Origin of the sequence: Streptomyces sp. NPDC048419, from assembly GCF_043200415.1 — a bacterium.
Lineage (GTDB): Bacteria > Actinomycetota > Actinomycetes > Streptomycetales > Streptomycetaceae > Streptomyces.
Genome location: NZ_JBICXT010000007.1, coordinates 252,852 through 266,149 on the forward strand (window position 1 = coordinate 252,852; position 13,298 = coordinate 266,149).

Annotated in this window: 10 protein-coding genes; 8 read left to right on the top strand and 2 right to left on the bottom strand. The window is 71.0% G+C overall.

Features of this window, described 5'->3' with window-relative positions; genetic code table 11:
- The first annotated feature begins 3 nt into the window (after nucleotides 1–3).
- From ACGFYN_RS18075 to ACGFYN_RS18100, 6 genes are all read left to right on the top strand, one after another.
- Nucleotides 4–1,155: an ABC transporter ATP-binding protein gene (locus ACGFYN_RS18075; RefSeq protein WP_393866788.1), complete on the top strand. Its 1,152-nt coding sequence runs from the start codon at nucleotides 4–6 to the stop codon at nucleotides 1,153–1,155.
- The gene (locus ACGFYN_RS18080) at nucleotides 1,155–2,081 is read left to right on the top strand and encodes an ABC transporter permease (RefSeq protein ID WP_393866789.1); all 927 of its coding nucleotides are present in this window, start codon (nucleotides 1,155–1,157) and stop codon (nucleotides 2,079–2,081) included. Before ACGFYN_RS18075 ends, ACGFYN_RS18080 begins: the two co-directional genes overlap by 1 nt.
- Nucleotides 2,082–2,882, top strand: a complete 801-nt coding sequence (locus ACGFYN_RS18085; RefSeq protein WP_393866790.1) for an ABC transporter permease — start codon at nucleotides 2,082–2,084, stop codon at nucleotides 2,880–2,882.
- Between the two features lie 29 nt (nucleotides 2,883–2,911).
- Nucleotides 2,912–4,363, top strand: coding sequence for an NAD(P)/FAD-dependent oxidoreductase (locus ACGFYN_RS18090; RefSeq protein ID WP_393866791.1), 1,452 nt, complete (start codon nucleotides 2,912–2,914; stop codon nucleotides 4,361–4,363).
- Nucleotides 4,364–4,474: 111 nt separating this feature from the next.
- A complete protein-coding gene (locus ACGFYN_RS18095; protein WP_393866792.1) occupies nucleotides 4,475–4,942 on the top strand; it encodes a hypothetical protein in 468 nt (155 codons plus the stop codon).
- 69 nt (nucleotides 4,943–5,011) lie between these two features.
- On the top strand, nucleotides 5,012–6,829 hold the full coding sequence (locus ACGFYN_RS18100; protein ID WP_393866793.1) for a chitinase: 1,818 nt from the start codon (nucleotides 5,012–5,014) through the stop codon (nucleotides 6,827–6,829).
- On the opposite strand, the gene ACGFYN_RS18105 is transcribed toward ACGFYN_RS18100, so the two are convergent.
- Together ACGFYN_RS18105 and gabT are read right to left on the bottom strand one after the other, a co-directional pair.
- Nucleotides 6,817–7,344: a phosphatase PAP2 family protein gene (locus tag ACGFYN_RS18105; protein ID WP_393866794.1), complete on the bottom strand. Its 528-nt coding sequence runs from the start codon at nucleotides 7,342–7,344 to the stop codon at nucleotides 6,817–6,819. The genes ACGFYN_RS18100 and ACGFYN_RS18105 overlap by 13 nt on opposite strands.
- Before the next feature lie 409 nt (nucleotides 7,345–7,753).
- Nucleotides 7,754–9,088: a 4-aminobutyrate--2-oxoglutarate transaminase gene (gabT, locus tag ACGFYN_RS18110; RefSeq protein ID WP_393866795.1), complete on the bottom strand. Its 1,335-nt coding sequence runs from the start codon at nucleotides 9,086–9,088 to the stop codon at nucleotides 7,754–7,756.
- 250 nt (nucleotides 9,089–9,338) lie between these two features.
- Between gabT and ACGFYN_RS18115 the strand changes: the two genes are divergently transcribed.
- Together ACGFYN_RS18115 and ACGFYN_RS18120 are read left to right on the top strand one after the other, a co-directional pair.
- Nucleotides 9,339–11,462 carry an ATP-binding protein gene (locus tag ACGFYN_RS18115; RefSeq protein WP_393866796.1) on the top strand — a complete coding sequence of 708 codons (2,124 nt, stop codon included), beginning with the start codon at nucleotides 9,339–9,341 and terminating at the stop codon, nucleotides 11,460–11,462.
- Nucleotides 11,463–11,583: 121 nt separating this feature from the next.
- Nucleotides 11,584–13,188, top strand: coding sequence for a PucR family transcriptional regulator (locus ACGFYN_RS18120; RefSeq protein WP_393866797.1), 1,605 nt, complete (start codon nucleotides 11,584–11,586; stop codon nucleotides 13,186–13,188).
- The last annotated feature ends 110 nt before the right edge of the window (nucleotides 13,189–13,298 follow it).

Here is a 13,298-nt window from a genome sequence, read left to right on the forward strand (position 1 = left end):
AAGATGACCAAAGACAGCAGCGGAGACGTCCGCCTCTCCGGCATCAGCAAGACCTACGGCTCCTTCACCGCCGTGCACCCGCTCGATCTGACCGTGCCCCAGGGCTCGTTCTTCGCCCTGCTCGGCGCGTCCGGCTGCGGCAAGACCACCACCCTGCGCATGATCGCCGGCCTGGAGGAGCCCAGCGGCGGCACCGTCCACCTCGGCGACCAGGAGGTCACCCAACTGCCGCCCTACAAGCGGCCGGTGAACACCGTCTTCCAGTCCTACGCCCTCTTCCCGCACCTCGACATCTTCGAGAACGTCGCCTTCGGCCTGCGCCGGCGCGGCATCAAGAGCGTGAAGAAGCAGGTCGAGGACATGCTGGAGCTGGTCCAGCTCGGCGAGCAGGCGCGCAAGAAGCCGCACCAGCTCTCCGGCGGCCAGCAGCAGCGCGTCGCGGTGGCCCGCGCACTGATCAACACCCCGAAGGTGCTGCTCCTGGACGAGCCGCTCGGCGCCCTCGACCTCAAGCTGCGCCGCCAGATGCAGCTGGAGCTCAAGCGCATCCAGACCGAGGTCGGCATCACCTTCATCCATGTCACGCACGACCAGGAGGAGGCCATGACCATGGCCGACACGGTCGCCGTGATGAACGCGGGCCGCGTCGAGCAGCTCGGCTCGCCCACCGACCTGTACGAGAACCCCAACACCACCTTCGTCGCCAACTTCCTCGGCACCTCGAACCTGATCGAGGCCGAGGTCGACTCCAAGAGCGGCGACGACATCGTCCTCAGGGCGGGCGGCGGCAAGCTGGTGCTGCCAGGGTCGCGGTGCAGCGCGCCGACGACGACCGGCGGCAAGGTGCTGGTCGGCGTCCGCCCCGAGAAGATCTCGCTCACGCACGCCGACGACGCGGGTGAGATCGGCGAGGAGCGCAACCGCATCACCGGGAAGATCGCCGACTCCAGCTTCATCGGCGTCTCCACGCAGTACGTCATCGACAGCCCCGTCTGTCCCGAGTTCGAGGTCTACGCGCAGAACATCGACCGCGACGCCCGCCTCGTGCCCGGTACCGAGGTCGTCCTGCACTGGAACCCGGCCCACACCTTCGGCCTCGACGCAGCCCAGGACATCGACGCCGGTGTCGCCGAGGTCGAGGAGGAGGCCGCCTGATGGCCACGGTCACCGAGGCGCCGCCGCCCCTGGCGCCCGCCCCCGAGAAGAAGCCCCCGCACAAACGCGGCCGCTGGACGCCGTACTGGCTGCTGCTGCCCGGTCTCCTGTGGCTGATCGTCTTCTTCGCGCTGCCGATGATCTACCAGGCCTCCACGTCCGTGCAGACGGGCTCCCTGGAGGAGGGCTACAAGGTCACCTGGCACTTCGCCACCTACTGGGACGCGCTGTCCGAGTACTGGCCGCAGTTCCTGCGCTCGATCCTCTACGCCGGCTCGGCGACGATCCTGTGCCTGATCCTGGGCTACCCGCTCGCGTACCTCATCGCCTTCCGGGCGGGCCGCTGGCGGAACCTGATCATGGTCCTGGTGATCGCGCCCTTCTTCACCAGCTTCCTGATCCGCACCCTCGCCTGGAAGACGATCCTCGCGGACAGCGGACCGGTGGTGAGCGTTCTCAACACCCTGCACATCCTGGACATCACCAACGCGCTCGGCTGGACCGCCGGCGACCGCGTCCTCGCCACCCCGCTCGCCGTGGTGTGCGGTCTGACGTACAACTTCCTGCCGTTCATGATCCTGCCGCTCTACACCTCGCTGGAGCGCATCGACGGACGGCTGCACGAGGCGGCCGGCGACCTGTACGCCAAGCCCTGGACCACCTTCCGCAAGGTCACCTTCCCGCTGTCGATGCCGGGCGTGGTCTCCGGCACGCTGCTGACCTTCATCCCGGCGGCCGGCGACTTCGTCAACGCCGAACTCCTCGGCTCGACCGACACCCGCATGATCGGAAACGTCATCCAGACCCAGTTCCTGCGGATTCTGGACTACCCGACGGCGGCGGCCCTCTCCTTCATCCTGATGGCCGCGATCCTGTTCATGGTCACCATCTACATCCGCAGGGCCGGGACGGAGGATCTGGTCTAAATGCCTTTCGTCAACTGGCTCAAGCGCCATCTCGTGGTCATCGCCGGACTGGTGACGCTCGGATACCTGCTGCTGCCGAACGTCATCGTCACGGTGTTCTCCTTCAACAAACCCAAGGGCCGCTTCAACTACCAGTGGCAGCAGTTCTCCACGGACGCCTGGAAGGACCCGTGCGGCGTCGCCGACATGTGCGGCTCGCTGTCGATCAGCCTCCAGATCGCCTTCTGGGCGACCATCGGCGCCACCCTGCTCGGCACGATGATCGCCTTCGCGCTGGTCCGCTACCGGTTCCGCGCGCGGGGCACGGTGAACTCGCTGATCTTCCTGCCGATGGCGATGCCCGAGGTCGTCATGGCGGCCTCGCTGCTCACCCTGTTCCTCAACCTCGGCGCCCAGCTGGGCTTCTGGACGATCCTGATCGCCCACATCATGTTCTGCCTCAGCTTCGTCGTCGTCGCCGTCAAGGCGCGCGTGATGTCGATGGACCCGCGCCTGGAGCAGGCGGCGCAGGACCTCTACGCCGGTCCGGCGCAGACCTTCCTGCGCGTCACGCTGCCCATCGCGGCGCCCGGAATCGCCGCGGGCGCGCTGCTCTCCTTCGCGCTGTCCTTCGACGACTTCATCATCACCAACTTCAACGCGGGCTCCACCGTCACCTTCCCCATGTTCGTCTGGGGCTCGGCTCAGCGCGGAACGCCCGTCCAGATCAACGTCATCGGCACGGCGATGTTCCTGGTCGCCGTACTGCTGGTGCTGACCTCCATGGTGATCAGCAATCGCCGCAACAGGCAGAAGGCATAACCGCACGACCCTCGTAGGGAGTTGAAATCATGGCCCCGAGCGCCATGCTGTTCAATTCTGGGGGCAACACCCCCAGACCCCCTGACTGGACGAAGTCTCTCTCCGACGCACGGCCCGTCCCGTACTGGCTGGAAGACCCCGGCAAGCCCCAACCCGAGCCCGCGCTGACCGGCGCCGAGACCTGCGACCTGCTGGTCGTCGGCGGCGGCTACAGCGGACTGTGGACCGCGCTCATCGCCAAGGAGCGCGATCCCGGACGGGATGTCGTCCTGCTGGAAGGCCGTGAGGCGGGCTGGGCCGCCTCCGGCCGCAACGGCGGCTTCTGCGCCGCCTCCCTCACCCACGGCCTGCCCAACGGACTGGCCCGCTGGCCGGCCGAGATCCACCGGCTGGAGGAGCTGGGCACCCGCAACCTCGACGAGATCGAGAAGGCGGTCGCCCGGTACGACCTCGACTGCGACTTCGAGCGCACCGGCGAGATCGACGTGGCGACTCAGCCGTACCAGGCGGCGGAACTGCGCGACTGGCACGAGCAGTTGGAGCGTGAGGGCCTTGCCGACGGCGTCGAGTTCCTGGACGCCGAAGCGGTGCGGAAAGAAGTCGACTCACCCACGTTCCAGGCGGGCCTGTGGGACCGCCGGGGCGTCGCCATGCTCCATCCGGCGAAGCTCGCCTGGGGTCTCAAGCGCGCCTGCCTCCGGCTCGGCGTCCGCGTCTACGAGCACACCCCGGCCCTCGCCCTGAAGCAGTACGGCGCCGGCATGGCCGTCCGCACCCCCTACGGCTCGGTCCGCGCCCGCAAGGTCGCGCTCGGCACCAACATCTTCCCGAACCTCATCAAACGCGTGCGCTCGTACACCGTCCCGGTCTACGACTACGCGCTGATGACCGAGCCGCTGAGCGACGAGCAGCTGGCGTCGATCGGCTGGCGGGGCCGCCAGGGACTCGGGGACAGCGCCAACCAGTTCCACTACTTCCGGCTGTCCGCGGACAACCGCATCCTGTGGGGCGGTTACGACGCGATCTATCCCTACGGCGGCCGGGTGCGCGCCGAGTACGACGACCGCCCGGAGACCTACGCCAAGCTCGCCGGGCACTTCTTCACCTGCTTCCCGCAGCTGGAGGGCGTCCGCTTCACGCACGCGTGGGGCGGCGCCATCGACACCTGCTCGCGCTTCTCGGCGTTCTTCGGCACCGCGCACCAGGGCAACGTCGCCTACGCGGCGGGCTACACGGGCCTCGGCGTGGGCGCCACGCGCTTCGGCGCCGACGTGATGCTGGACCTGCTGGCGGGGGAGACGACGGAGCGGACGGCGCTGGAGATGGTCCGCAAGAAGCCCCTGCCCTTCCCGCCCGAGCCCTTCGCCTGGACCGGCATCGCCCTCACCAAGTGGTCGCTCGCCCGCGCCGACGCGCAGGCCGGCCGCCGCAACCTCTGGCTGCGGACGATGGACCGGCTGGGACTCGGCTTCGACAGCTGAGTGTGATCCAGCTCACTTCAACTGGGTGCCCGAACCCGCGTAATGCCTGCCGGGGGACCTCCCTCTCTCCCGTGACGCGACGGCGTCGACAAGCGACAGGGAGGTCTCCTCATGACTGGGGCGAAGTCGGCGGTCGAGTGGCTGGCATCCGTTGCTCCGGATCCCGAGGCCTGCCGCCGGGAGTGGGAGCGCAATCCGCTGGGGATCGCGCTGCTGCCCGCCGGCAAGGTCTGGGACGTGCTCATCCTGCCGAGCGAACTGGGCTATCCCACACTCGACGTCCTCACCCGCATCCTCGGCCGGCCCGGCCCGGTGCTGGCCGACTTCGGGGACGCGCGGATGGGCTTCCTGGTGCCGCCGGGCACCGCGGCCCGATGGCTCGGTACGGGCATCCGTACGGCCGGGGCCGGCACCTGGATCGTGGTGCCGTACCCGGGCCGCTCGACCAGCGGGGTCCGCTGGCTGGTGCCGCCGGACGGCTCCGGCACGCTCACCGACCCGGCACTGCTCGAACTGGCCATGCACGAGGCGGCGGCGGGCCTGGCCGGTGAGGACGACGGCCGGGGCCGGAGGTCTTGACAAGGGGATTGGTCTGGACCAAATTGGGCGCGCTCCACCCCTCCAATTCCCCCCTGCCCGGAGGCACTTGTGGACCGCCCCAGACGCCCCAGACACACCAGACCCGTCCTCGCCGCGCTCACAGCGGCCCTGCTGGCCGTACCCGGCATCACCGCCCTCTCGTCGTCCGCCCGTGCGGCCGACGCGGACCTGGCACGCAACGGAGGCTTCGAGTCCGGCCTCGACGGCTGGAGCTGCACGGCCGGTACGGCGGTCGGCTCACCTGTGCACAGCGGCGGTTCCGCGCTCCAGGCGACCCCGGCCGGCAGCGACAACGCGCAGTGTGCGCAGACCGTGACGGTGCAGCCCAATTCCCAGTACACGCTGAGCGGTTACGTCCGCGGCTCCTACGTCTACCTCGGCGCGTCCGGTACCGGCACCGGCGACGTCTCCACCTGGACCCAGTCCGCCCCCGACTGGCAGAAGCTCACCACGACCTTCACCACCGGCGCCGCCACGACCAAGGTGACCATCTACACGCACGGCTGGTACGGCACCGGCGCCTACTTCGCCGACGACGTCTCCCTCGTCGGCCCGGGCGCGAGCACCGGCCTGCCGCCCGCCGCGCCCGGCGGTCTCAAGGCCGGCACGGTCACGTCCTCCAGCGTCGCTCTGTCCTGGTCGGCGGTGACCGGCGCGGCGAGCTACTCCGTCTACCGCGACGGTGCCAAGGTCCAGACGGCGAGCGGCACTTCGGCCACCGTGACCGGACTGACCCCGGCCACGGCCTACAGCTTCCAGGTCACCGCCGTGAACGACGCCGGCGAGTCCGCGAAGTCCGCCGTCGTCACCGCCACCACGTCCACCGGCTCGACCGGCGGCGGCTCCACCGACCTCCCCACCCATGCCCTGGTCGGCTACCTCCACGCGAGCTTCGCCAACGGGTCCGGCTACACGCGCGTGGCAGACGTCCCGGACAGCTGGGACGTCATCGACCTGGCCTTCGGCGAGCCGACCTCCGCCACCTCCGGCGACATCCGCTTCACCCGCTGCCCGGTCACCGAGTGCCCGAACGCCGAGTCGGACGCCGACTTCAAGGCCGCGATCAAGGCCAAGCAGGCAGCCGGCAAGAAGGTGCTGATCTCCATCGGCGGCGCCAACGGGCAGGTCCAGCTGACCACCACCGCCGCCCGCGACGCCTTCGTCTCCTCGGTCTCGAACATCATCGACACCTACGGCCTCGACGGCCTGGACATCGACTTCGAGGGCCACTCGCTCTCCCTGAACGCCGACGACACGGACTTCAAGAACCCGAAGACCCCGGTGATCGTCAACCTGATCTCGGCCCTGAGGACCCTGAAGGCCAAGTACGGCTCGAAGTTCGTCCTGACCATGGCCCCGGAGACCTTCTTCGTGCAGATGGGCTACCAGTTCTACGGCACCGGGAAGTTCGGCGGGCAGGACCCGCGCTGCGGCGCCTACCTCCCGGTCGTCTACGCCCTGCGGGACGACCTGACCCTGCTGCACGTCCAGGACTACAACTCCGGCCCGATCATGGGCCTCGACAACCAGTACCACTCCATGGGCGGCGCCGACTTCCACATCGCCATGACCGACATGCTGCTCACCGGTTTCCCGGTCGCGGGCGACGCGAACAACGTCTTCCCGCCGCTGCGCCCCGACCAGGTGGCCATCGGCATGCCGGCCTCCACGAACGCGGGCAACGGCTACGTCGCCCCGGCCGAGGTCACCAAGACCCTCGACTGCCTCACGAAGAAGACCAATTGCGGCTCGTACCCCACCCACGGCACCTGGCCCGCGCTGCGCGGACTGATGACGTGGTCGGTCAACTGGGACCGCTACTCGAACTGGGAGTTCCAGCGGACCTTCGACGGCTACTTCGGCTGATCCCCGGCTCTGCCGAGGACCGTCCGGAGGACCGTGAGCAGCATCGCGCAGAGGCACCAGCTGGCCACGACGTCCAGTGGCCAGTGGTAGCCGCGGCGGACCAGACCGTAGCCGACACCGAGGTTGACGAGCACGCAGGCGGCGACGAGGGCGCGGCGGACCCGGGCGCTGCTCAGCCAGGGGAGGAGGAGCAGGGTCGCGGTGCCGTACGCGATGGAGGCCGTGGCGGTGTGGCCGGAGGGGTAGTAGCCGGTGCCCGGGCCCATGATCGGTGGGCCCGGACGGTCGATCAGCACCTTGAGCGGGACGACCAGGGCCGGGACCAGAACCATCGCCACGGCCGCGGCCAGGGGCGCAAGCCACCAGCGGTACGTCCCCGCGGCACGGCCGCGCCGGCCCACGTAGCCGATGACCAGGACGAGTACCGGGACGGCGACGAAGACGTTGCCCAGGTCGGCGAGGCCTCCGTAGACGCGCAGCGGGTCCACGAGGGCGTGGCTGACGCGCTTGTCCACACGAACGAGCAGGCCGTCGGAGACGACCTGCCAGGTGATCAGCGCGAAGAGCAGGGCGGGAAGCCCGAGAAGCGGAAGAAAGGAGGCCGGCCGCCCCGGAACAGGGGGGGTGGTTCCGAGGCGGCCGATCTGACCGGATCGACGCCCACCCCGGGGGGTTTGGGGCGGGCGACTGTCCGATCGGTGAGGAGATCCGGAGCCAGAAACTCCGGGTGTGTGCGCGAGGGCACGACCAGGTCGTAGCTGGGGAGGCCACGGCCTGAAGTCGCCCACAGTCCCCTGTGAGCGGGGTGTATCTCTCATCTGGGTAGAACCTACGGCAGCAGATGGGCTGAAGACAGGCGGAATCGCGTCCCGCCATCCACCTCGCACACGTTCTTCACACGGCCTGACGCAGCCATTCCGTGCCTCAGATACGGGCGAAGGCCTGCTCGATGATGTCGAGGCCCTCGTTGAGCAGGTCCTCGCCGATCACGAGCGGGGGCAGGAAGCGGAGCACGTTGCCGTAGGTGCCACAGGTCAGAACCAGCAGGCCCTCCTGGTGGCAGGCCTTGGCCAGCGCGGCGGTCGCCTCCGCGTCGGGCTCCTTGGTCGTACGGTCCTTGACCAGCTCGATGGCGATCATGGCGCCGCGGCCACGCACGTCACCGATGATGTCGAACTTGTCGGCCATGGCGGTCAGGCGGCCCTTCATGATCGCCTCGATGTTCTTCGCCCTGGCGTTGAGGTCGAGCTCCTTCATGGTCTCGATGGCGCCGAGCGCACCGGCGCAGGCCACCGGGTTGCCGCCGTAGGTACCGCCCAGGCCGCCGGCGTGGGCGGCGTCCATGATCTCGGCGCGGCCGGTCACGGCGGCCAGCGGCAGACCGCCGGCGATGCCCTTCGCGGTCGTGATCAGGTCGGGGACGATGCCCTCGTCCTCGCACGCGAACCACTGGCCGGTGCGGCAGAAGCCGGACTGGATCTCGTCGGCGACGAAGACGATGCCGTTGTCCGAGGCGAACTTGCGGATCGCGGGCAAAAAGCCCTGCGCGGGCTCGATGAAGCCGCCCTCGCCGAGCACCGGCTCGATGATGATCGCGGCCACGTTGTCCGGGCCGACCTGCTTGGTGATCTGGTCGATGGCCTGCGCGGCGGCCTCGGGCCCTGCGTTCTCGGCACCGGTCGGCCAGCGGTAGCCGTAGGCCACCGGCACCCGGTAGACCTCGGGCGCGAACGGGCCGAAGCCGTGCTTGTACGGCATGTTCTTCGCCGTCAGCGCCATCGTGAGGTTGGTGCGGCCGTGGTAGCCGTGGTCGAAGACGACCACGGCCTGGCGCTTGGTGTAGGCACGCGCGATCTTGACGGCGTTCTCGACGGCCTCGGCGCCGCTGTTGAACAGCGCGGACTTCTTGGCGTGGTCACCCGGGGTGAGCTCGGCGAGGGCCTCGGCGACCTCCACGTAGCCCTCGTAGGGGGTGACCATGAAACAGGTGTGGGTGAAGTCCGCGAGCTGGGCGGAGGCCCGGCGCACGACGGCCTCGGCGGAGGCGCCGACCGAGGTCACGGCGATGCCGGAGCCGAAGTCGATGAGCCGGTTGCCGTCGACGTCCTCGATGATCCCGCCGCCCGCGCGGGCGGTGAACACGGGCAGCACGGAGCCCACGCCCTGCGCGACCGTGGCGGTGCGGCGGGCCTGCAGTTCCTGCGACTTCGGGCCGGGGATGGCGGTGACGATCCGGCGCTCCTGCGGAAGTGCGCTCATGAGGGGCTCCTGGGGTTCTGCGCGGTGGTGCGGATGGCGTTTTACGGACTCTTGCCTTCTTTTCTCGCAGGCTAGGACGGGGGATGAAAGGTGGGCATGCTCCATGTGGGCGTTGTCGGCCGACGCGATTGTCCACCGTGGACATGGTGCCGGTCACGGACCCCGGCCGTGTAAAGCGGTGAACTGCCCGGACGGGGCGTTAGATTGACCGCTGACGGTGGACGGAGCGGCTGGTCAAGGGGCGAGGGCGATGGACAGCGACGGGACGCAGGACGCGCGGGGTACGCATGCGAACCCGGTCCCACGTCCGGCGGGACCACCTCGGATGCCGTCGGCGCCGCCCAGGCCCGCCACGGCCCCGGGCGTACCGCCGCGGCCGGACGGGTCGGCGTTCCTGAACTGGCTGCGGGCGCCGCGCCCGGACGCGCTGCCCGGTGTGTGGCGGTTCGGGCACCGGCCGCGCCCGGAGGAGGAGCCCGAGCTCATCCCCGCCCGCCAGCTGATCAGCGGCGCGGTGATCGCCTTCCTGGTCGGCTGGCTCGTCTGGTCGCTGCTGTGGAACGGCTACCTCGGCGGCTGGTGGCTGCTCCCGCTCTACGCGATGATCCCCGACTCCTGGGCCCAGCCGCACAGCTTCGGCTCGGTCGTGGTGGTCTACGCCTACTACGTGCTCATCGCCCTGGTCATCATGATCGGCGTGGGCCGCCTCGGCCGCTGGGGCGAGATCTGGCGCCGCTACGGCCCGCCCGCCTGGAAGCGGACGGCGCCCCGCGCCGAACGCCCGCCCGTTCCCGAGCAGGACCCCGTCGAGTGGCCCCAGCTGCGGGCCGCCGGGGCCGAGGACGCCGCCGAGCGGCTGGCCACCGAGGCCCGATCGGGACTGATGCGGGACGTGGACCACGCCCGGATCGTCCGCGCCTGGCAGGGCGTGCGCACCGGCCGGCACACCCTCGCCGCCTTCACCCGCGCCGTGCTCCAGGACGGCGCCGCCGCCTGTCTGCACCCCTCCGGGGAACGCGACCTGCCGGCCCGGCTGGCCCGGCACGACCTGTTGACCGGGCAGGTGCGGCTCGGCACGACCGCCGACGACCCCCGCAACCCGTACGCCTACCGCGGGGCCGGCCTCGGCCTCGGCACCGATCTGCTCGGCACCTCCCTGCTGGCGGTCGGCCCGGCCGGCTCCGGCAAGACCGCCAGCGTGGTCCAGCCGCTCGCCGAGTCCCTCTGCCTGCACGCCCTCGCCGGACGGGCCGCCGTGGTCGTGGTCGCAGCCGCGGGCGCGGCGCTCGGACCGGCCGACTCCTACGACGTCGTCGTACGCATCGGCAATCCGGAATCCGTGTACGACCTCGATCTCTACGGCGGGAGCGGGGACCCCGACGAGGCGGCGGCCGTGCTCGCCGAGGCGCTCGTCGGGGATCTCGCCGATCCGCATCCGGGCAGTGACAGCCGGCGGTCCACGACCGTGCTCGCCCAGTTGCTCGGGCCGTTCCGGGCGGTCCACGGCCGCTTCCCCTCCGTACCGGAGCTGCGGCAGCTGCTGGACGGGGCGCCCGGCCCCCTGGACGAGCTGCGCACGGCGCTGCAGGGCTCCGGACACGACTCCCTGCTGCGGGAACTGGACGCACGGCAGCGGCAGTCGGGGCACCCGGGTGACGCCGCGGCGGTGCTCGCGGACCGGGTGGCCCTGCTGGACCGGCCCGCCTTCGCCGGGTTCTTCGACACCTCGGGGCAGTCGAAGCCGTTCTCGCTCAAGGCCCTCGACCACCCGGTGCGGGTCCGTGTCGACCTGCCCGAGCGCGGGCACGCGGACGCGTCGCGGATGCTGGCGCGGCTGGTGCTCGCGCAGTTCACGGCGAGCGTCGCGGTGCGCGAGGACCGTTCGCTGTTCGCCTGCCTGGTGCTGGACGACGCGACGGGCGTCGTGACGCCGGAGGCGGTGCGCGGGATCCAGCGGCTGCGCTCGGCGAACGCCGGTGCCGTGCTCACCCTGCGCACCCTGGACGACGTGCCGAGGCCGCTGCGCGGGCCGCTGCTCGGCAGCGCCGGCTGCCGGATGGCGCTCTCCGGGCTCACCCCCTGGGACGGGCAGGACTTCGCCGAGGTCTGGGGCAAGGAGTGGACGGAGGCGCGGGACGTCACCGACCGGCAGATCATCGCCGAGACCCCGGCAGGCAAGGCCGTGCACATGCTGCGCCGGGTGATCACCGGCAAGGCGCCGACCGCGCGGGCGGTGACCGTGCGGCAGGTCGAGCGGGAGCGGTGGTCGGCCTCCGAGCTGGCGCACGGGGTGCCGCCGGGCCACGCGGTGCTGTCCCTGACGAATGTGAAGGGGGAGCACGCGCCCCCGCTGCTGGTGGATCTGAGGGATTAGGTCTGGACACCGAGGCGCAGGGTGACCGTACGGTGAGGCAGAATCTGCACACGCCGTTCATACCAAGCGGCCAAAGATCACAAGGTTCGCCCGGTCCACGCAAACCTGACCTGAAGGTCCCATGCCTCCGACGCTTGCTTCGCTCGTCCACCACCCCGCGCTCAAGCTCACCGTGCGCGCGGATGAGGACCGCCTGGACGTGCCCGTCCGCTGGGCGCACGTCAGCGAACTCGCCGATCCCGTGCCGTACATGGAGGGCGGCGAGCTGCTGCTGGTCACCGCGCTGAAGCTGGACGCGGAGGACCCGGAGGCGATGCGGCGCTACGTGAAGCGGCTGGTCGGCGCCGGGGTGGTGGGGCTGGGCTTCGCCATCGGCGTCAACTACGAGGAGATCCCGAAGGCGCTGGTCGACGCGGCGGAGGAAGAGGGGCTGCCGCTGCTCGAGGTGCCGCGCCGCACGCCCTTCCTCGCCATCAGCAAGGCGGTCTCGGCGGCCATCGCGGCCGACCAGTACCGGGCGGTGACGGCCGGCTTCGCCGCGCAGCGTGAACTGACCAAGCAGGCGCTGACGGCCGGCCCCGAGGGGGTCCTGTCCGCGCTCGCCGCGCAGGTCGACGGCTGGGCGGCGCTCTACGACGTCTCGGGCACCGTCGTCGCCACGGCCCCGGAGTGGGCGGGCCGGCGGGCCGCGCGGCTGACGGCGGAGGTGGAGCGGCTGCGCGAGCGGCCGGCGCCCGCGTCCTCGGTGGTCGGCCCGCCGGACAACGAGGACCGCGTCGAACTGCACTCGCTGGGCACGGAGCGCCGGGCGCGCGCCGCGCTCGCGGTGGGCACGGCGGCGGCCCTCGGCACGGCGGAGAGGTACGCGCTGCACTCGGCGATCGCGCTGCTCACGCTCACCACGGAGCGGTCGAGGTCGCTGCACGCGGCGCAGCAGCGCCTCGGAGCGGCGGTGCTGCGCATGCTCCTCGCGGGCGAGCCGGACCACGCGCGGGCCGTCGCGGGCCATCTGTACGGGGGCCTCCTGGACGCTCCCTTCCGGATGATCGTCGCCGAGTCGGTGTCGAGCGCGCGCGCCGCGGCCGACCCGGCCGCCGATCCGCTGGGCGTGCTCGCCGAGATCGTGGAGTCGGCGGCCGCGCGGGCGGGGGAGGCCGTGCTGGTCGTACCCGAGGGGGAGCAGCTGATCGCGCTGGCCGCGGACGGGGGCGCGGCGGTCGCCGCGTGCGGGGAGTACGCGGCGGGTGTGGAGGCCGCGCGCTCCGACGCGGCGACGGCGCGGGAGCCCGCCGGTGACGAGGACGAGATCGTGGTGGGGCTGTCGGCGCCGGTGGGACCGATAGCGGCCGCGGCGGCGTACAAGCAGGCCGAGCAGGCGCTGTCGGTGGCCCGGCGGCGGGGCCGGGTGTGTGTGGCGCACGAGCAGCTGGCCTCCGGGTCGGTGCTGCCGTTGCTCGCCGACGACGCGGTCAAGGCTTTCGCGGACGGGCTGCTCCGCCCGCTGTACGAGCACGACGCGACCGGCCGCGGCGACCTGGTGGCCTCCCTGCGCGCCTGGCTCTCCCGCCACGGCCAGTGGGACGCGGCGGCGGCGGACCTGGGCGTCCACCGGCACACGCTGCGTTACCGGATGCGCCGGGTCGAGGAGATCCTGGGGCGTTCCCTGGACGACCCGGACGCCCGCATGGAGCTGTGGCTGGCGCTGAAGGCGACGTCGACGGAGTGAGTGCCGCGCGCATGGGGTGAGGTGGCCCGTGCTGCTTCCCGTGGGCTGAAAATGGCCGAACCGTCGCACTCCCGCATGCGACCACTACACACCGGCGAAACGCGACTCCG